Genomic DNA, 20,060 nt, shown 5'->3' with positions numbered 1-20,060 from the left:
ACATCTGTAAAAATAACTGTTGTAATAGACATGTCCAAACTATCTCCGCTTAATAAACAATGCTGTTTCTTTTATGATACTACATAGGCCAAAAAAGTCAAGCGGGTAAAAAAGCATGTTTTTCACGTCTGAGAGTTTAACAAAACTAACATTGTTTTTAAAAGCTAAACTAAAAAAGTCCTAAAAAAAAGGCCTATATGCAATCACACTTTTATGTTAGTTTTGTTTTAAATTTAGCAAGAAAAGCAGGCAATTATTTTAAACCGGGCAAACATAAAAATAAGCATTATTATGTTAATAATGCTTATATAAAAAAGCCCCGCCTGAGCGGGGCTTTTTTTATTTAATTTCTATAGTTTGGGTTGTGTTTCTGCCAAAGTTTTCAGGCTCATACATTTGGCTTGCCCAAGCCGCCGGGAACGTATAAACCCCCGGCATTGTAGCTTGCACAACATACTTATAGGTATGCGTTCCTTTCGTAAGGTAGTCGGCAAATATGGCTATGCGATCATCATATTTCTCATTACGGCCAAGTTCACCCCAAACGTAGTATTCGCCGCTGTAGTAGCCGTCGTCTTCCTGCTCATAACAATCCTCGCATTCTTCGTAATCATACCCCAAAGAAACATCCGCATCGCGCTGTGATTCAACAGCTAAGGAAGAATCAACTATTTCCAAACCGGCGGGAAGGAAGTCCTCAACCACCACAAAAGGTCTGTCTTGGTTGCTTGTAACGGTAAGAGTTATTGTGGCTCTTTCCCCCGCTTTAAGCGCGGCTCCTTTTTCGCCATATAAAGGAGTTATTGTTCTTGTAACGGTAAAACCGCTGTTTACGGGCGTATCTAACTTTAAAGGAGCGTATATTTGGTACATATTATAATACAGCCTTCCTTTGCCGTCTTTTCTTATTATGATATTACTTTCACCCTTTGAATTAAACAGATTATCAAAAGGAACAACTGCCGTTTTTGTATTTAAATCCCTTCCTTTAAAACCGCCAGTCCAGGCTTTAACTGAATTTATTTTAATTTCGGCAGTAAAGTCAGGCTCCACACTTTCCTTAATCGTGTAATAGGAATTTAAAGCCCTAAACACAGCCGCATTCGCCGCGGTTGTTTGCCAGTTTCCTTCGGGGCTTATTTGCTTTAGTATCCATCTTACGGTTTTTTCATCACCGGGAAATCCGTTTTGCCCTTGAAGCATAGCGTCAAGTATAACGGCGGTCACCGTTAAATTAGAGCCGTGTATCCATGGCATTCTTTCCTCAATTTCAAAGTGCATGGTTGTAGGCGCCACTTTTACGTAGTTCATAAGGTCGTCGCCCAAAACTTTTACTTCATCATTTTTACCAAGCAGTTTGGCCGTTTTAAGTAAATGAGCCTTAGCCATTAAAGTGAGTTGGCCTCTGTCCGCGTAAAGTTTAGAGAATGCGGCCGTGCCTTTTTTACCGTATAAAGCCAACACGTAAGACGCATAAGCCTTTACCGTTTTATTTTCCGATACGCTGTAAGGATAGGCAAACGCCTGCTGGTATCCGCCTGCCATATAGCTTTCCAGCCATTTAACGGCTTTGTTTATAACGGCCTCGTCAATCTTATAGCCTTTGGCTTTTGCCATATGCGCCACTTCAAGAGTGTAAACGGTTATATACGGGTCTGCCTGAGGTCGGCTTGTCCAATATCCGAACCCACCGCTTGCGTTTTGGTAAAGGGAAAGGTCATTGAGAACCTTTTGTACGCTTTCTTTAAGTTTGGTTATATCACCTAAATTAAAGTCGTCAACTATTGTCTGCGCCGCGATAATAGGGAAAACCTTTGACATTTTTTGCTCAAGACAGCCGTAAGGATATGAAAGCAGGTAAAGAATGCCGCCTCTTATGTCCACAAGCGCGGTTGAAGAAAGAACAAACTCCGCCCTGTTATTTGCGAAAGGAATATAAGAAGAGGAAGGCCTTTTCATACCTTCTTTTACCTGTTTATCGTCAACAATGCCGCTGGTGGCCAAAGTTTGGTATTTTTCAATATTATTAATTGTAACGGGCCACAGCAAACCGTCCGAATTTTTGCCGCTGACAGCTTTGAAAGTAAACTGCGCGTTTTCGTGAGATACCGCCTGGCAATCCCAAAGTATTTCTTTAAAACCGCCTTTAGCTATCTCTTCTTTTATAACGCTTTCACCAATCATGGCTATGCCGCCGGTAACTTCACCGCTTACGGTAATGCCTTCTTTAGCGTCGCGGTTATAAACAACCACACCGCATTTAAAAGCGTCGCCCAATCTGGCAAATCTGGGCAGGCTGGGTTTAATCATAACGGGTTTATTTACGGTTATGTTTGTATCGCCGGAGCCAAACTCCTTCTTGCCGACCGCGACAGCCATTACACGGAATTTTGTTAAATTATCAGGCAGTTTAAACGAAACGCTTGCTTTGCCTTTAGCGTCAGTGATTACTGTATTCCAGTAAGGCGCCGCGTCAAAATTAGAGCGCAAGTCAACGCCGCCGAGTTTATTGTCCTCTCCGCCGCCTCCGCCGCTGTTTTCGCCTTTTTCACCGTAAGAACGCTGGCCTATAACGTAAATTCTACTGTCAACGGTGCCTACGCCCAAGGCACGGGGGCCGTAGAACTCTTTTAATAAATCAGGCGTGGAATAACCGGTTAAAGCTAAAATACCTTCGTCTACTACAAATATCGCAGTATTGGCGGAAATATTGTTGCCTTTTACGGTTGTATGCACGTCTATTTTTACGGTTTCGCCCGGTTGGTAAGTATCTTTGTCCGTTGTTACTTTCGTTTTAATTTTTCTTGTTTCGGTTTCAACGGTAATATTGGCGTAGCCTATTTTCGTCTGAGGCTTACCTATATCAAGGCCCTCGTCGTCATATTTGTTTTCGCCGCTTCTGCCTTGGATTACAACTACGCTTATAAAAGCGTTGGGGACATATTCGTCCTTTATAGGCAGGGTAAAGGAATCGCTGCCGCCTTTAAGGTTGACGGTAAACTTTTCCATTATATTTTCACGCTCAACAGTTACTAAAGCGATAGCTGATTCATAAGGGGACTGGACCATAATTTTAGCCTTATCGCCTACTTTATAGCTCTTTTTATCGGCGAGAAGTTTTATAATATCATCATCGCTTTTTTCCCAATATCCGCCGCCTTTGCCAGACACAAATACATTAATAGAGTTAACAACTTCTCTTCCTTTAGAGTCGGAAGCTTTAAACTGTATCACGTAAGAACCGGATTCTGAAGGAGTAAGTTCAAAATCATAACCTTTTTTACCGATAGTGAAAGGATATTCCCCCACTTCGGTAACGTTTTCCTCATTAACCCATTGCAAGCGGCCGTTAACACCCGTTTTTCTTACGCTGAAATACTCTTTACGCGTTATTTTAACGGTGCCTTTAACGTCTTCAACCATTTTACCGGTATCGGGCGCTACGGCAATAACATGTGTTTTATAAGGCTTATTAACTTCAAAATAATATCCTTCCGGAGTTTTTAGACCTAAATAAAAATCCGCAGGATGAACGCTGACGCTCCTTCTGGCAAATAGACGCTGCCTGTCCGGCGCGGTTAAACCCGCTTCAATATACATTGTTTTAGGGGTTGAAAAAGAAGGTATTTCTACTTTAGTTTCATATCTTCCTTTATCGTCCAAAGAACCTTCCAAAGTGGTGTAATTGCTGTCGTATTCTTCATAATTTCCGCCAAAGTTATAACCTTCAAAGTTTTTATTGGTATAAGAACTATTAGCGTATCTTACGGATAATGCCGCCGGTGCCGCCCCCATAGCTCCGCCAAACATATAGGCGCCGTCAACGGTAATTTCCGCTTTATCTTTAACAAAGTAATTATCTTTGTCCGTATTTAAAGTTACTTTAAAAGTTGCTTCTTTAACCGTTTCCACGCGGAAAGTTTTGTAATCAGAAGCGGATAAATCACCGTTTTTTGTTTGGAAGTTTACGGAATAATGGCCCGTAGGTGAAGAAGAAGGTATTTCTATAACGGTTTCAAATGTGCCGAAACGCTGGTCAATGCCAAGCGTTTCATTAAGCATTTCTTTACCGCGCGAGTCAGACACTGTAAGAGTGCCGTTTTTAAACTCGGACGCCAGGTTCCAATCACCGTTTTCAAGCTTTCTCACAACGCCTTTAAGACGCACCTTTTCTCCAGGTTTTAAAATATCACGGTCAAAAAACATTGCCGCGCGGTAATTAAAAACCTGCGGGGACCATTCATAATTAATGTTAAAACGCCACGGCTCAATGCCTTCCGTCCAATTACTGGAGATAATAGCGTCGCCTCCGTCCGAATAGGCTGCGGCGTAAAGGACAGGTTTTTCCCATCTTGAGTAGGAAGACAGGTCAAAATCCTTCCATCCGTCGGCTAAAGCAAAACCGTTTTTATCAGAAGTTCCGGCCCAAACGCTGTTGCCGTTTGAATCAAAAATTTCAACTTTTTTGCCGGCGGCGGGTTTGCCTTCTTTAAGGTCCGTAACCCAAATTAAACTGTTGTCCGGGCTGGTTTTAAATGTTAAACCAAGGTCGGTAATATTGCTAAAAGAGGGTTGCTTGCATGTTGGTGAGTAACTTTGCTCCCTTTTATTAATAACTTCACCGTAAACAAAACCTTTGGGGTTATCAAGCAGCCGGTCTAAATCAAAATATGTATGATGCGTTTTATTTCTTGCAATATTAAATTTATAAAGGTTGCCGGACGTGGTATAGTTTCTGTTACAATAACGGTCTTTACTATGGTAAAAAGAAATGAAATCAGCGGGCGTGGAAAGTTTTTCAAAGTTATAGTACGTTTCATGCACGTTAATTAAAGTAACCGGGTAACGCGCGGGCAAATAACTTTCCATAACGCCAAAGCCGCCCTTTGTGGTAAGGTTTTGGCAATACGCGGGGTATTTTATTTTTTCAGTTACGGAAGATTCTAAAACATTTCCGTAAATATCCTTAAGGCCTTTTTTTAAGGTTACAGAATATTTTTTTTCAGGCTCAAAATCGAACATGTTTAAAGAAAAATAGACGGAATTTTCACTGCTGTAAAGGTTGCCTGTAAAACGGGCTTGGTCTTCCGTGATTTCCCTGGTTTTGACTTCGGGGGAAATGGTTATATGATCAAGAAGGGCAGACATTTCCACAGGGTTGGAAAGAAAAATTTCCAAAGCGCCAGGAAGGCATTGCGGCATTTTTACCTTTTTAAAAGTTAAAGGAGGAAATGTAAAGAAAGAGGAATTAAACTCCGCCTCCGTACCTAGGGTTCCTTGTTCGCCCATAACGCCTTTTTCCACTTTTATTTTATATTCACTATTCATTTGTAAATAAGAATATAAAGTAAGCGCTATAACCCTTTCCGGATCATAATAGGAGTATCCAGCCTCTTTTAAAGCTTCTTTAGAAGGCCTTACGGCTTTAAATGAAACGGGATTATTTTTATCATCTAATAGATGTATTTTATTTTGCGAGGTTTGGGGGTTAATACCTTGATTGAAAATTAAAAAAATAGTGGGGTTTAAATTGACCCATCTTTCATTTTTGTAAGGAGCTACGGTGCTAACATATATACGGGGGGTTCTAAATGTCCATGTAAAATTTTTGCCAAGCTTTTCACCGCTTATTTCCGATTTAAAGTTATCTAACACGGTTACAGTATATTCTGTGGAAGGCATAAGTGTTTTAGCCTCAAAGGTAACCGTTTGCGTACCCGTCCAACGGCAGTTGCCTGCGGCGGCAGGGCTAAGTTCGATAGGGCAGGGCATCTCGCCAAATTGGGAAGAATCGCTTAATTTAATAACAGGTTTGTTAAAAGTAACGTTTATTGCCACCATTGACGTACTGTACATATTATTTTTAGGACTGTAAGAAATAACGCTTAACCCGCTCTGCTGGGCGTAAAGCGCCGTTGAAAACAGAAGTACAAACAAAGACAATATCTTTTTTAGCATTAAATATCTCCCATATATGCCTTATATAGCGGCAAAAAACTAAATTCTTTTAAATTTTATATACTTTTAGTATACATTATATGAAGAGGATTTTTTTTTAATCCCGCGGAGATTATTATGGTTATTACAGATATGTTTAAATCGCTTTACAATTTTAAACATTATAAAGAAATGGCAAAAAGAAGCGGCAAACATGCGGCATTATATATATTTCTAGCAATTGTGTTTTTTTCTATAGCCACGTCTTTGCTTCTTTCTATGTCCGCAGCCCAAAAGCTTGAAGTTTTTGTGCGTAATATACCTGATGTGGAATTAAAAAACGGACAACTGCTTGTAAATGACGGACAGCCCGCTACACTGGAAATCCCCGGTATGGGCGTTAATATCAAGTATGAACCGGAGCTTCAATTCCCCCCTTCAATTACGGATATGTTAAACACAAGCACCGTAGCGGTATTAACAAAAAAAGAAGTATATATAATTAAAAATTCAATTAGCGTGGAAAGAAAAACTTTTTCCTCCGGGAACGCCAAAAATATTCCCAGAACAACAGGGGAAGAAATTTGGAATACCTACGGAAATTTCATAAAAAAAGCGGCTGTCATAACAATATTTATTATAGTGCCTGTAAGTTTTGTGTTCTCCTTAGTGTTTTGGATAGCGAGCAGTTTGTTTGCCGGCTATATAATGGCTGCTATAATGAAAAGAGCTATTACAGGCCCGCAGTTATTTAAAACCGCCGTTTACATACAGGTACCTGTTTTAATTGCATTTTACCTTTTATTCTTTATCCCCGGGGTATCTGTAAACTTTTTTATACCGCAGCTCATTTTAAGCGCTTTATATATGCAACAGATTTTAAACCATTATCCTAAAAAGGAGATTAACCAAAATGCTGCTTAAATTAAAAAGAAAATTCAGCTCGGCCCACCGTCTGCCGGATTATGACGGCGAATGTAATAATCTGCACGGACACACCTGGGTTGTTGAATTTATTATTGAAGGTGAAACAAAAGAAAGCGGTATGGTGGAAGATTTTAAAACTTTAAAACCGCTGCTTGACTCTGTTTTGCCCGACCATAAATACCTTAATGATTTTGTACAAAACCCTACCGCGGAAAACATGGTTAAATATATTTATGACAATGCTGCAAAACTGCTTACCCAGCGCGGGTTAAAACTAAAACAGGTTGAGCTTTGGGAAAATGAAAATGCAAGCGCCATCTTTCAAGCTTACTGAGATTTTTTATTCGCTTCAGGGCGAAGGCATGTATACGGGAACTGCGGCCGTTTTTGTAAGGTTAAGCGGCTGCTTGATGGGGTGCTCTTTTTGCGATACGGATTTTAAAGAAAATTTTGTAATGACTTCGGAAGAAATTATTAAAGAAGTAAAAAAATACCCTTCAAAAATTGTAATTATAACAGGCGGCGAGCCCGCCGAGCAGGACATTTGCGCTCTTATAAAAAGTTTAAAACAAGCCGGCCTTAAAGTGCATATTGAAACAAACGGCTCTATATATTTTGACGCCCAAGGCGTTGATAATTTAACAGTGTCGCCAAAAACTTACGTTGACCCGAACATGCTTAAAAGCGCGCATGTTATTAAAATTGTAGTCGGCCAGGATACTGATATTTCGGATTTGAAAAAGTATTTCAACTATGCTTCAGAAGGCAGACTTATTTATTTACAGCCCGAAAGCAACAAACAGGAGAATATAGATTTATGCGTAAAACTGATAAAAGAAAATCCTTTTCTAAGGCTAAGCCTTCAAACTCACAAATTCGCAAAAATACCGTAACCAAAGAGCATATTGAGAAAAATATCCGCGAAATGCTTGCCTACATCGGCGACAATCCCAACCGTGAAGGTTTGCAGGAAACCCCGCACAGGATAGTAAAAAGCTGGGAAAAAATTTTTGGCGGGTATAAACAAAAGCCAGAAAGCGTTCTAAAAACTTTTGTGGAAGGCTCCTGCGATGAAATGGTTATTTTAAAAGATATTGAATTTTATTCTACCTGCGAGCATCATTTTCAGCCGTTTTTCGGCACGATAAGCATAGGTTATCTTCCCAACAAAAGAGTTTTGGGCGTATCAAAACTGGCAAGGCTTGTTGAAGTATTTTCCCGCAGATTACAGATACAGGAAAAGCTTTCCGCCGATATAGCGGACTCCTTAATGCAGCACTTAAATCCCTTAGGAGTAATGGTTGTTTGTAAAGCAAGACATATGTGCGTTTGCAGCAGAGGGGTTGAAAAACATAACGCCGTTATGATAACCAGCGCTATAAGAGGCGTGTTTAAAAAACCTGAAGTAAGGGGAGAGTTTTTGGACTTTATACAAGCCAATTAACAACTTTGTTTTAGCATAAAAAGCCCCGCCGGACAGCGGGGCTTTTTTATTTTCAGCAAAACATCAAACCTGTTTAACTAACAGGAATTTTTTCCAATATTTTAATGGTTTCGGCCACGTCATGCACTCTTAATATATCGGCCCCGTTCATGGCGGCATACAAATTGGCTGACAGTGTAGCTTCAAGCCTGTCGGCCGGGGTATCGCCTTCTTTAGCTAAGAATTTTTTTCTGCTAAGTCCTATAAGCAAAGGAAGCCCCAGACTTTTGTAATAGCTTATGTTTTTAAGAAGCAAAAAGTTTTGCTCTTTATTTTTTGCAAAACCGAAACCGGGGTCTAAAATAATATTATCCGTGTGCAGGCCTTCTCTTGCGCACTCTTGTATTTTTTTTTCAAAAAAGTTTTTAATATCGGCAACGATGTCCGCATACTCAGTTAACTTATCCATATTTTGCGGAGTGCCTCTTGTGTGCATAACAACAAGTTTTGTATCTGAAGAGGCGGCTATGTCCGCCATAACAGGATCAGCAAGACCGCTGGGGTCATTAATAATATCGGCGCCTTCTTCAACTGCCAGCTTAGCTATTTTGGGTTTATAGGTATCTATGGATATGGTTATTTTAGGGTAAGCCGCTTTAATTTGCTTTAAAACAGGTATTACGCGCTTTTTTTCATCCTCAAAACTAACAGGTTCCGCGCCCGGACGGGTAGATTCCCCCCCTATATCAATTATATCGGCGCCTTCTTCAATAAGTTTAGAAGCTCGGACAAAAGGATCGGCGGTTTTGCCGCCGTCAAAAAAAGAGTCGGGCGTAACGTTTAAAATGCCCATAATAAGCGGTTTTTTCATATATATATAATACCTTTTTAAAAAGCCCGCCGCTATATTTGAAATACAAAATATAAAATGATATAAATATTAAATATGAAAAAGCGTTTACTTTAATAAAACTTTTGGTAATTGTTTTAATTATAGGCATACTCGCCGCTATAGCCGTACTCCAATATACAAAAGCCGTTAATAAAAGCAGAATATCAGCTTTGGTTATAATGGCAAAAACGGCAAAAGACGCTCAGAACAGATATTTTTTACAACACGGCAATTACCAGCGGCGATTGGGAAGCTCTTGACATAGCGGCTGCCTTCAGGCCAAGCCCAGTATGCCTGCGTTGAAGGCGGGCGCAATACAAATTGCGTAAAAATAAATGATAAACAATTTTGCTCCATCAGAAGCAGCAAAGGATACACCTATTGCCATATAACAAATGATCCTTCGCTCCAATACGGAATAAGGCTTTCAACCGCGGTGAAAAATAATCACAGATGTATTTCCAAAACTGAAAGGGGCGCAAGAGCATGTAAAGCGATAGACGGAAAAGAAGTAAGCGTGGCCGGCGCCACAATTTATCACTTTCTTGATTAAAACCGCAGGTTTTTTAAATTTACTTTAAAACGTTTTTTTTGATATACTAAAGTATACGTAAAAAAGAAGAGGACGAATATGAAAAAAATAGCAATATTATCAGTACTCGCTTTAGGTTCAGCTCTTGTTATCGCCTGCGGCGGCAACAAAAAAACCGAAGCGGAAGAAATGCCTCAGCAGGTTGTTGAGGTTGAAGAAATTAAAGTTCAGGAAGTCGTTGTTGACCCTAACAAAGCGGCGGCCGAACAGAAATATATCGAAGGTTTAAGACTTTTTAATGCAGCCGATTATAAAGGCGCCTTAAAAGTTTGGGAAGAAGGCGAAAAGCTTGACCCTACAAACTACGATATTAAAAGAGGTATTGACGCTGCAAAATCTTACCTTGAACAAGCAACAGCAAAGTATAAATAAAATTTATACGTAAAAAAATACCGCCCGTTTTTAAACGGGCGGTATTTTTTTGTTTTATAATCAGTAATTTACCAAAGAATTTAAATGCATAGGGTAACGGCCCGATTTGGCGGACTGTATGTCAATTTCCGCATAATCGTTATACCCGAGAGCTTTAAAAGCCTCCGCCCTCGCGATAAAAGCGTCAACGCAAGGCCTTAACTCTATTACACGGCTAAAATCCCTTACAGCGTCAGAGTACATTTCCATAGCGAAAAAAATGCTGCCTCTTGAAAGCAAAGATTCGGGGTTATCGGGTTTATTTTCAAGCGCTTTTGAGATAAAGAAAAGCGCCTTTTCATTTTCCCCCAGTGCGGCCATAGAAGCTCCCAAAGCGGAATAAGCCGCCACATTAGCCGGGTCAATATCAATAGCTTTAATAAAATCTTCGGACGCTTTTTCATAATCTTGCATATAAAAATATGCCGCCCCGCGTGAGGCGTAAGCCGCCGCGTTGCCAGGGTTGATTTTAACAGCCTTGTCAAAAGATTTAACGGCCTTTTCAAGTTTGCCGTCCCTGTGGTAACCTTCACCCCTGGCCACATATTCGCTTGAAGTGGGCAGCGGTAAAGAAGCGCACGCCCCCAATATACAAACGGATAAAAATATTATAAGTTTTTTCATAAAATCTCCTACATTTCAGGTATAACGTTTTCAAGAAGGGTTTTAAATTTGCCTTCAATTTTTTTAGTTTCCGAAAGCGTTTCCGCGTGGCTGAGCGGCGTTTTACTTATTCCGCTTGCCAGGTTTGTTACCCAGGCGCAACCGCAAACTTTTATGCCCGCCTGCCTGGAGGCTATAACCTCATGCACAACGGACATACCTACGACATCGGCGCCTAAAGTTCTAAAAGCTTTAATTTCGGAAGGGGTTTCAAAATTAGGGCCCGTAACCGCGATATAAACGGCGGGGGCGTTATTAATTTTTAATTTTTTAGCTTTTGACGAAATTAATTTAACAAGTTTTTTATCATACGCTTCACTTAAATCAACAAACATCTGCCCGAAAGCCGGGTCATAATTACCGATAAGCGGGTTTGTTGCCATAAGGTTAATATGGTCAGATAACACTGCTAAAGAACCTGGCGTAAGTTTAGCGTTAATTGACCCTACCGCCGCCGATACCATTAAAGTTTTAACGCCGAGCATGCCCATTACGCGCGGAGCTAAGGCTATATCTTTAATACAATGTCCTTCGTAATAGTGAAAACGGCCCTGCATAACCATTAATTTTTTGCCTTTATATGTACCGAAAATTAAATTGCCGCTGTGGCCCGAAACGGTGCTGTTTAAAAAATCAGGTATATTTTTATAAGGAATTACTGTTTTGTTTTTAAGTTCAGGCACGCTGCCCGCAAGCCCGCTGCCTGTAATTAAAGCTATTTCGGGTTTAAAATTTTTTGTTTTTTTGTTAATAAACGCTGTTATCTTTCTCACTTTGGCTAATTGGCTCATAAAGTTCCTCTCTGTGGTATAAAAGCATTTTCTATATGCTCAATTTTTCCGTCTACTACAGTTACAACGTCAAACCTTATACTATCAAATTTTGGGAAATTTTCTTTAACATATATAGTCGCCGCGGAAATTATTTTATTTTGCTTAGCTTTTGTTACCGCTGCCAAAGGCCCGCCATACGCCTTATAAGCGCGCCCTTTTACCTCAATAAACACAAGCGTTTTTTGTTTTAATAAACCGCCTTGCGAAGCTATTATGTCAACCTCGCCTGTTTGTACGGCATAATTACGGGCTATTATTTTATAACCGTTTTTTTTAAGGAAATTCGCAGCAGCATTTTCCGATTCAACGCCAAGTTTATTCATAGAAACTCTAACTGGTTTAAATTTTTTAAAGGAGCAAAAGTCATACGATGTTCTTTACACGGGCCATGCTCTTTAATTGCGGCTATATGTTTACCGCTGCCGTAACCTTTGTGCCCGTCAAAACCGTAAACGGGGTAAAGTTCATGCGCTTTACGCATATATCTGTCCCTGTGAACTTTGGCTATAACGCTTGCCATGGCTATGCTAAAGGATTTTGCGTCGCCGTCAATTACCGTCTGCTGCGGCAAAAGAAAATCTTTTATTTTATGGTTGCCGTCAACCAAAGCAAGAGCTTCATTAATATCTAAAAACTTTTGGCAGGCCCTTCTCATAGCTAAAAATGTAGCCTGTAAAATATTTATTTCGTCTATTTCTTTGGCCGAGGCGAACCCTACGCCATAAGCTATTTTATACCCGTTAATACGGGCATAAATCTTTTCTCTTTTAACATCGGTAAGTTTTTTGCTGTCGTTAACGTCTTCAAATAAATGGTAAATTTCTTTAGGCGCACATACGGCGCACGCAACCACCGGGCCGGCAAGCGGGCCGCGGCCTGCTTCATCAATGCCTATTAAAGCGCAGGAATTTTTTTGCAGTATCTCACAATCAAAGCGTTGCAGTTCATTCATAAAGTAATGATATAAAATTTAAGCGCTCGGACAAACACCCTCCGCGCCTAAATAATCTTTTATTTTTTGGTATTATATATATATGGTCCTAATAGTAATAATACTGATGTTAATCTTAAACGCCCTTCTAGCTGCGTATGAAATGGCCTTGGCTTCCGTTTCAAGAACAAAATTATCAATTTTAGCGCAGGAAAACAGAAAAGGCGCGGCCTCGGCCCTTTTTATGAAGGACCACATTGAAGGCAGCTTCGCCGTAGTACAGATAGGCATAACGCTTGTAGGCGCTTTAGCTGCGGCTGCGGGCGGGGCCAGCTCTGATGAGGCTTTATCCCCCATACTCCAAAACGCATTTAACATATCTAAACGTTTGGCGGACTCCTTGTCCGTACTTTTAGTTGTTATTCCTTTAAGTTTTGTAACCATTGTCTTCGCGGAGCTTACGCCAAAAACATTCGCTATTAAAAACAAAGAATTTGTGGTTTTAACCCTTTCACCGGTAATGAGAGTGGCTTACAAAATAATGTTTCCGTTAGTAAGGCTTATGGAAGCTATTGTCGGGCGTTTAACTAAGAAAAGTATTTCCCATCACTCCGCCAATGACCCTAAAGCCGTGCAAAAAGCCGCTATGGAAGATTTAAGGGCGGCTACCGCGATAGCATCATCCTCAAGATTATTCGGCAAAACCGAGGAAAAAATAGTGCTTGCGTCGGCCATGTTTAACGTGCGCAAAATTAAAGAAATACAACTGCCTATAGACCAGGTTTACGTTTTATACGCTAATGATAATATTTCCCAAACTCTTATAAAAGCGCATTTGGATATGCATACCAGGTTTCCCGTATGCGATGTTGAAGACGACAGGCAAACTATAATAGGATATTTAAATTTTAAAGATATTTTCTTTTCAACAAAAATTTCGAGCGGAAAAGAAACAACAGCCCGTTCAATCATGCGCCCCATCATGCGTTTAGACGGCGACACAATGATTTCAACCGCACTGCAAAGAATGACGCGCGAGCACCAGCATATAAGCCTTGTTATTGATGATAATGAACAGGCGGATAAAACTATTACGGGCATAATCACGCTTGAGGATATTTTTGAGGAGCTTGTAGGCGAAATTGAGGATGAGTACGATTACTTCCCCTCCTATATACGCAAGTTCGGCAGCGGTATAGTGGCAAGCGCGACTTCAAAAATGAGAGATATTTACGAAGAGCTTGATTTAATAGCGTCGGCTAATATGCCTTACGAAATTACTGTTGAGGAATGGGCCAAAAAGAAACTCGGCCGCCCTATATTTACCAACGACCGGATTTTGGCCGACGGCATGATAATGGAACCGCGCAAATTCCGCAGACATAAAATGATGGAAGTTATGGTAACAAAAGATCCGGAATTTTAATAATCACACTAAAACCTTATCACCTTTTACGGGGCTTTAGCGGCAAAGCCCCGTATTTAATTAAAAACATACAATCCCCGCTGGGTAAATATGCCGTACGTTAAAGCAGCGGCGTATTAAAAATGGTAAAATAATTTCATTATGCAAAAAAAGTTTTTGCTTATAAGAACTGACCGAATAGGCGATTTAATTTCAATAACCCCGTCGATCTCCGTGCTTAGGAAAAATTTCCCGCATGCGTATATCGCCGTGCTTGTTTCCGCTTATGCGGCGGATGTTATAAAAAACAATCCCGAAATAGACGAAATTATAACAGTAAAATCTTTTTTTAAAACTTTAGCCGAAATAAGAGCTAAAAAATTTGACGTCGCCATAATTTTTTTCCTTAACACTTTTGTCGCCTGGCTTACATTTTTAGCCAGAATATCGGTAAGAATAGGCCCCGTATCTAAAATATGGGCTGTACTTTTAACAAAAAGGATAAGGCAGCACCGCTCCAAAGATTTAAAGCACGAGGCGGAATATAACCTTGACCTTTTAAAACCTTTATTTGTTTATTACCATCCCGCAAAGCCCAAAATTTATGTACCCAGAAAAGATGATATTAAAGCCAAAGATTATTTGCAGGAAAAATTCGGCATAGGCAGAAGGGACATAACCGTCATGGTGCACCCGGGATCAAAAGGCTCGGCCGCTAGATGGCCTTTACCCAATTATGCAATGCTGGTGCGTGAAATTATGGCAAAACACCCCGAAGTAAAGGTTATGCTTACCGGCGCCGCCGCAGAGCAGGAACTGCTTACTGAAACCGCCGGTTTATGTAAACCTTTTAAGCCTTTGGTTTTGACGGACGATATTACGCTTTCACAATTTATAGCCGTTATAAACCAGTGTAAAATTTTTATTTCAAATTCAACAGGTCCTTTGCATATAGCCACGGCACTGGGCAAGAAAACCCTTTCTTTTTACCCTAATACAAAAGGCTGCCTGCCCGAACGCTGGGCGCCTTACGGCAAAGGCCACGCCGTGCTTACACCGCACGATGAAAGGCTTTGCCCTGTTAATGAGAAAGGCTGCACGCCTGAATGCATGGCTTTAATAACGCCGCAAAGAGCTTTTGAAAATTTTGAAAGACTGTTGCATTCAATACATACAGCACCTTAATTTATGCCAATATACGCTTATATTTTAATTTTTATAACCGCCTCCGCATTTTGCTATACGCTGCGTTTTAAATGGTGGGAAAAGAAAAAAACGGGCCTTCTTGTTTTAAGCTACCATAATATAGGCAAACCTCCTAAAAAATCAAAATTTAAACAAAACTGGACAGAAAAAGAAGTTTTTGAAAAACAGCTTGATTATATTTTATCGCAAGGCTATACTACGCTTACGTTTGACGATTTGAATGAAATACAAAACGGCGCAGCACAAATGCCTTCAAAACCGCTGTTAATAACCTTTAATGACGGCCTTAAAAACAATTGCCTGCTTCTTGATATTCTTAAACAAAAAAAAGCTAAAGCGAATATATTTTTTGTTTTTGACGCTATTGATAAATACAACTTATGGCAAAACTCGTCCAAAGAATTATGGCAAGATATGCTTACCTCCACGCAAATAAAAGAACTTTTAGAATCAGGTTTAGTAGGGTTTGGGTCACACTCGTTATCGCATAAGAATTTAAAAAACGCTTCCTACGAAGAAGCTGAACATGAAATAAAAGAAAGCAAGTTCAGGTTTGAGCAAAAGTTCGGCAAAGAAATTTACGCCTTTCTCCCCCCCGGCGAAACACAGCCAAGCGCGCGCACGCGGGAACTTGTTTTTAAATCAGGCTACAAATTTTTATTTTGCGGAGTTCCGGGCATTAATGAACTGCCGCTTAATACAGAAGCTCCTATAAAAAGAATAACTATTGAAAGAAAACATTATTTTGCCTGGGTTAAAGCAAAATTAAACAAAGCTTTTTAAAACTAAAACAACAACATCCCCCGGCATAGTCGGGGGATGTTGTTGTTTATAAAACTTATTATTCTTTATACCGCTTGTTAATACACGCACTCAGCGTACCATATACCTACTCTGTTTTCACCGTATGAATACATATCTATATATCCATAAGGGGTATTTATACATGATCCGTTAATAGCGCATTGCTGCATCCACACGCCGTTTTGGTTTTGCAAAGAAGTACTTTCTGTGCATCTGTATCCTTCATATTTATTATCGCACATAGTGCTGAAATCTGAAGAACACGGCGGATATAAAGAGGATAAATAGCCGTTACAAACATCCGAAACCTGCCCTTGGTAATAACGTGCGTTGCTGCATTCCGCGTTTGTACGGGCTGTGCAGGCTTTAGCTTTTATATCGCCGCTTGCAAAACGGGGCAGCCCTTCTGAAACAGTGCCGTTACATATTTTTATAACTGTGTTGCTGCACATAGACGTATTGACTATTTCATCAGTAGCGCAGGTTTGTATGCCTTCAGTAACGCCATGAGATACTTTTAATTTTTTAGCCTGACAGCAGGCGCCGTCTTCAGTGTAAGCAACGCCTGTCCTATCCTGTCCGGAAGGGCAGGTAGCAGGGCAAGCTGTTTTAGCTACACAACAGGCTCCGTCTTCAGAATATTGCATCCCTGATTTTTTTTGGCCTGAAGGGCATGTTGAACCGCACGGTGTTTTGCATACTCCGCTTACATCCACCTGAGGGGCGGAACATGAAGCCGAACCGCAACAAGTAACTTTCCTGGAATAATATCCGCTGCCCGAACCAGCTGAACAAGTTAACATAACCCCGCTGCCGGCTGAATTTTGGCATGTAAATCTTGTGGGGGAGCATTTTCCCCAACAGTATTTGTACCTTGCAGAAGGACAACTAGGTACAGTTTTATTCACTATACATTTATAGTTGCATGAACTGCCGCTACAGTTAGAATCACATATCTGTTGGTCTGTTTTTGAAGTGTCGCACGTAGGTGTTTTGCCAAATCTATACCAATTGTCACCATATCCCCAATCATCCTCAGGATTTGGAGTATACCCGTACTCTCCGGGCTGCAGGTATATTGGATTATCAGAAGACGCGTTGGGATAGCCCACAACCTCACCGCCAAGCCTTTTGCCGCCGTCCCACCATAAATATCTCGCCTCGGCCGTATCTGCCTGTGGTTGTAAATTAAATGAACCGCCTTCATAATATTCATGCGAAATAGGATTGCACTTTACATAACGCTGTGATTCTCCTGCGGAAGCATATGTTACAGGGTTCCAGCCGTTATTTGTTAAATTACCTTCGTAACAGTCCTGGTTATAATCACCGTTACAAGCGGGGCGGGAATAAAATACCGGTGAATAATGGCAGTTAAGCAAAACGCCGATATTTATCCTTTTTGCTACATAAGAGGCTTTGTAAACATCAGTACAATTATCTTTGCCTGTGCCGGCGCAAGTAAATTTAGATGTATTATTACCGTCACAAGTATCTGTCCCTGCGGAGGGTAGCGACTGCTCGGCGCCATAATTTTCCTGACAAACGGTTACGGCCCCCTGGTCAATAACTAAAAATGTTTTGGTGTCTTTGCCTTTTGAAGGGTCAGAAGGGTCAATATAATAAGTAATACTCCTCCATACCATGTTGGAAGCGCCCGGTACAGCAGCCTTAGCGTAAGGAAATACCTTAGCCCCTGTTCCCGTGCCTAACATAATTGTATTTGCCGCGTAAGCATTGCCCGTGGCTGAGTTTGTTATATTTACAGCCTGCGCCTGCGGTATACCGCCCGAAGCTATTTTAAGGTATTCGCCTTCAACTTGCAATGTACCTGTTGAGGATGTGCTTTTACCTGTTTTTGTAGCCTGGGCCTGTACTTTTTTAATATCCGAAGTTAAATTTTCATTAACTTTTAAAACGCCTATATCGGCTGTTTTAAGTTTAACTTTAGCGCCTGAAGCGTTAGAAGGGTTAACTTTAGTGTCGTTAACCTGAACGTTAGAATAAGCAGCGTAAGGTGTGGGATAATAGGTAACCATTTCCATGGATTCCGCCGCCCAAATGTTACCGCTTAACAATAACCCTGCTGATATAAATGCAGCTACTTTATTTTTCATATTTATTATCCTTTTTCTTAGGATCAAAAACTTATTACCTTGAATCACTTTTATACAAATGTTTTTTAACATTAATAAGCATAACTAAAATAAAAAAACTTTCCTTCTTTTGTGAAATTTACAAATTACACATTACAGCTAATGACATCATATCAAAATATTATCTAATATTAAACGCAAAAATGGCTTTTTTATTGCATATTAATAAACCCTCCTCTCTAAAAGCGGGGATTTTTTTATTATTTATTTAAATACCCCCCGCCTTACGGCAGGGGGGTATAATTATATTTCTTATTACTTATTTTATTTATACAACTAAAGCAAAACAATACTTTATCCGCCCGTTTATTTGTTACAGCATTTTACTGTTCTGTATTTGTGATCGGTCCTTTTTTCGGAAGTGCTTTCACACCTTACCAAAACGCCCGAATATTCCCATGTGGCATAATTATTTGTCCATCGCTTATCAATAAAACCGATAAACTTCATTTCTGGATCGCCGCATGCGAGATTACCGTGTTTATCTCTTTGCGTGGAAGGATGGCTAGCCATTTTTATTTGGCAATATTCGCTGCAAAACCTATCCAAATCATTTTTATACCATACATAATCATTGATTAAATCCACTAATTGTTTTAAATATGGGTTTTTAGTATGATCTGTATTGTAAATGGCATATTCTTCTAAATCATAAGGCTGGCCTTTGGAATGATAACTGGCCATAGATGCAAAACTGGGACTACTTAGCGTTGTGTATTGATTAGCAAGAAGCGTGCCTGTAGTAACGGGTATTCCTACGGGAACCTGTTTTGTCCCGTTAAAGTCATAACATGTTTTGGGGAAATTTCCGTTTTGTCCGCAGGTAAATTCAGCGTTTTTGTTGCCGTCGCAAGTATCAGCGGAAGGAGTTCCGCCGTCCGCTACGGTATTCCAAGTTGAGTATTCATGTTGGCAGGTACCGTCATCACAGCAGGTAACATCCCTTGCCATAACTATAGAATCTGAACTCGAAGCACAGCCTACATAATCTCTTACCAAATTACCGTTTTCCCTGTAAACGTCATACCCCCATTTAGATTCGGAACAAACATATTTTTTTTCCCTGTCTCCGTCAAGGGTGTCCACACCATTGCCCAAAGAGTCTCTTGAGCGGACAACATCGGAAACGGTTTTAAAGACGTTTGTACACGTTCCTACAAACTGTTTATCCTTACCGCAGTAATACGTGCTTACTCCGTTATCACCAGGACAAAGCGGGTGTTTGGCAACGCCGTCCCAAACCCTTACATTTTCAATTTTGTCAACACATATTGTAGGCGCAACATCCCCCTGGTCAATAACTAAAAATGTTTTGGTGTCCTTGCCTTTTGAAGGGTCCGAAGGGTCAATATAATAAGTAATACTCCTCCATACCATGTTGGAAGCGCCCGGTACAGCAGCCTTAGCGTAAGGAAATACCTTAGCCCCTGTTCCCGTGCCTAACATAATTGTATTTGCCGCGTAAGCATTGCCCGTGGCTGAGTTTGTTATATTTACAGCCTGCGCCTGCGGTATACCGCCCGAAGCTATTTTAAGGTATTCGCCTTCAACTTGCAATGTACCCGTCGCTGCGGCGCTTTTACCTGTTTTTGTAGCCTGGGCCTGTACTTTTTTAATATCCGAAGTTAAATTTTCATTAACTTGCAAAACGCCTATATCTGCTGTTTTAAGTTTAACTTTAGCGCCTGCGGCATCCGCAGGATTGACTTTAGCGTCGTTAACCTGAACATTGGAATAAGACGCGTAAGGCGTGGGATAATAGGTAACCATTTCCATGGATTCCGCCGCCCAAATATCACAAGCTAGGCAAAAGAATACCCCTAACACGACAGTAATTTTATTTTTCATATAGCACCCCTTAAATTCTCTTCAAAACAAAA

The 20,060-nt window shown here is 40.4% G+C and carries 17 protein-coding genes; 9 read left to right on the top strand and 8 right to left on the bottom strand.

Going from position 1 to position 20,060, the window contains the following annotated elements:
- Positions 1–339: 339 nt before the first annotated feature.
- Positions 340–5,958 (bottom strand): Ig-like domain-containing alpha-2-macroglobulin family protein, encoded by a 5,619-nt coding sequence (locus EMIN_RS03295; RefSeq protein ID WP_012414808.1) that lies wholly within the window; start codon positions 5,956–5,958, stop codon positions 340–342.
- A 117-nt stretch (positions 5,959–6,075) separates the two neighbouring features.
- On the opposite strand from EMIN_RS03295, the gene EMIN_RS03290 reads away from it, so the two are divergent.
- The 4 genes from EMIN_RS03290 to folE are packed head-to-tail and all read left to right on the top strand — an operon-like array spanning position 6,076 to position 8,308.
- Positions 6,076–6,861, top strand: coding sequence for a DUF1189 family protein (locus EMIN_RS03290; protein ID WP_012414807.1), 786 nt, complete (start codon positions 6,076–6,078; stop codon positions 6,859–6,861).
- Positions 6,851–7,198, top strand: coding sequence for a 6-pyruvoyl trahydropterin synthase family protein (locus EMIN_RS03285; protein ID WP_012414806.1), 348 nt, complete (start codon positions 6,851–6,853; stop codon positions 7,196–7,198). The genes EMIN_RS03290 and EMIN_RS03285 overlap by 11 nt, the downstream gene beginning before the upstream one ends.
- On the top strand, positions 7,164–7,757 hold the full coding sequence (locus EMIN_RS03280; protein WP_052545816.1) for a 7-carboxy-7-deazaguanine synthase QueE: 594 nt from the start codon (positions 7,164–7,166) through the stop codon (positions 7,755–7,757). The genes EMIN_RS03285 and EMIN_RS03280 overlap by 35 nt, the downstream gene beginning before the upstream one ends.
- The gene (folE, locus tag EMIN_RS03275; protein ID WP_083759826.1) at positions 7,682–8,308 is read left to right on the top strand and encodes a GTP cyclohydrolase I FolE; all 627 of its coding nucleotides are present in this window, start codon (positions 7,682–7,684) and stop codon (positions 8,306–8,308) included. Before EMIN_RS03280 ends, folE begins: the two co-directional genes overlap by 76 nt.
- Before the next feature lie 73 nt (positions 8,309–8,381).
- On the opposite strand, the gene folP is transcribed toward folE, so the two are convergent.
- Entirely contained in the window at positions 8,382–9,158 is a 777-nt protein-coding gene (gene folP, locus EMIN_RS03270) for a dihydropteroate synthase (RefSeq protein WP_012414803.1), read from the bottom strand.
- A 104-nt stretch (positions 9,159–9,262) separates the two neighbouring features.
- On the opposite strand from folP, the gene EMIN_RS09425 reads away from it, so the two are divergent.
- Both EMIN_RS09425 and EMIN_RS03260 read left to right on the top strand, forming a co-directional pair.
- On the top strand, positions 9,263–9,439 hold the full coding sequence (locus tag EMIN_RS09425; RefSeq protein ID WP_187146169.1) for a type IV pilin protein: 177 nt from the start codon (positions 9,263–9,265) through the stop codon (positions 9,437–9,439).
- A gap of 371 nt (positions 9,440–9,810) precedes the next feature.
- The gene (locus EMIN_RS03260) at positions 9,811–10,143 is read left to right on the top strand and encodes an outer membrane protein assembly factor BamD (RefSeq protein ID WP_012414802.1); all 333 of its coding nucleotides are present in this window, start codon (positions 9,811–9,813) and stop codon (positions 10,141–10,143) included.
- Between the two features lie 60 nt (positions 10,144–10,203).
- On the opposite strand, the gene EMIN_RS03255 is transcribed toward EMIN_RS03260, so the two are convergent.
- Genes EMIN_RS03255 through EMIN_RS03240 form a run of 4 tightly spaced genes read right to left on the bottom strand, consistent with a single transcriptional unit; the run spans position 10,204 to position 12,630 of the window.
- Complete coding sequence (locus EMIN_RS03255) at positions 10,204–10,806, bottom strand: tetratricopeptide repeat protein (RefSeq protein ID WP_012414801.1); 603 nt, start codon at positions 10,804–10,806, stop codon at positions 10,204–10,206.
- A gap of 8 nt (positions 10,807–10,814) precedes the next feature.
- The gene (locus EMIN_RS03250) at positions 10,815–11,636 is read right to left on the bottom strand and encodes a purine-nucleoside phosphorylase (RefSeq protein ID WP_012414800.1); all 822 of its coding nucleotides are present in this window, start codon (positions 11,634–11,636) and stop codon (positions 10,815–10,817) included.
- Positions 11,633–12,001: a YraN family protein gene (locus tag EMIN_RS03245; protein ID WP_012414799.1), complete on the bottom strand. Its 369-nt coding sequence runs from the start codon at positions 11,999–12,001 to the stop codon at positions 11,633–11,635. Before EMIN_RS03245 ends, EMIN_RS03250 begins: the two co-directional genes overlap by 4 nt.
- Positions 11,998–12,630, bottom strand: a complete 633-nt coding sequence (locus tag EMIN_RS03240; RefSeq protein ID WP_012414798.1) for a ribonuclease HII — start codon at positions 12,628–12,630, stop codon at positions 11,998–12,000. The genes EMIN_RS03245 and EMIN_RS03240 overlap by 4 nt, the downstream gene beginning before the upstream one ends.
- 82 nt (positions 12,631–12,712) lie before the next feature.
- Between EMIN_RS03240 and EMIN_RS03235 the strand changes: the two genes are divergently transcribed.
- The 3 genes from EMIN_RS03235 to EMIN_RS03225 all read left to right on the top strand — a co-directional run bounded on the left by EMIN_RS03235 (position 12,713) and on the right by EMIN_RS03225 (position 16,003).
- Entirely contained in the window at positions 12,713–14,035 is a 1,323-nt protein-coding gene (locus EMIN_RS03235) for a hemolysin family protein (RefSeq protein WP_012414797.1), read from the top strand.
- 141 nt (positions 14,036–14,176) lie between these two features.
- On the top strand, positions 14,177–15,199 hold the full coding sequence (locus EMIN_RS03230) for a glycosyltransferase family 9 protein (RefSeq protein ID WP_012414796.1): 1,023 nt from the start codon (positions 14,177–14,179) through the stop codon (positions 15,197–15,199).
- A 3-nt stretch (positions 15,200–15,202) separates the two neighbouring features.
- A complete protein-coding gene (locus EMIN_RS03225) occupies positions 15,203–16,003 on the top strand; it encodes a polysaccharide deacetylase family protein (RefSeq protein WP_012414795.1) in 801 nt (266 codons plus the stop codon).
- 77 nt (positions 16,004–16,080) lie between these two features.
- On the opposite strand, the gene EMIN_RS08865 is transcribed toward EMIN_RS03225, so the two are convergent.
- Both EMIN_RS08865 and EMIN_RS03210 read right to left on the bottom strand, forming a co-directional pair.
- Complete coding sequence (locus tag EMIN_RS08865; RefSeq protein ID WP_012414794.1) at positions 16,081–18,141, bottom strand: hypothetical protein; 2,061 nt, start codon at positions 18,139–18,141, stop codon at positions 16,081–16,083.
- Positions 18,142–18,486: 345 nt separating this feature from the next.
- The gene (locus EMIN_RS03210) at positions 18,487–20,028 is read right to left on the bottom strand and encodes a hypothetical protein (RefSeq protein ID WP_012414793.1); all 1,542 of its coding nucleotides are present in this window, start codon (positions 20,026–20,028) and stop codon (positions 18,487–18,489) included.
- Between the last annotated feature and the right edge of the window lie 32 nt (positions 20,029–20,060).

This window comes from Elusimicrobium minutum Pei191 (assembly GCF_000020145.1).
Lineage (GTDB): Bacteria > Elusimicrobiota > Elusimicrobia > Elusimicrobiales > Elusimicrobiaceae > Elusimicrobium > Elusimicrobium minutum.
Note: the sequence above shows the minus strand (reverse complement) of the source record. Positions and strands in the feature narration are given on the sequence as shown.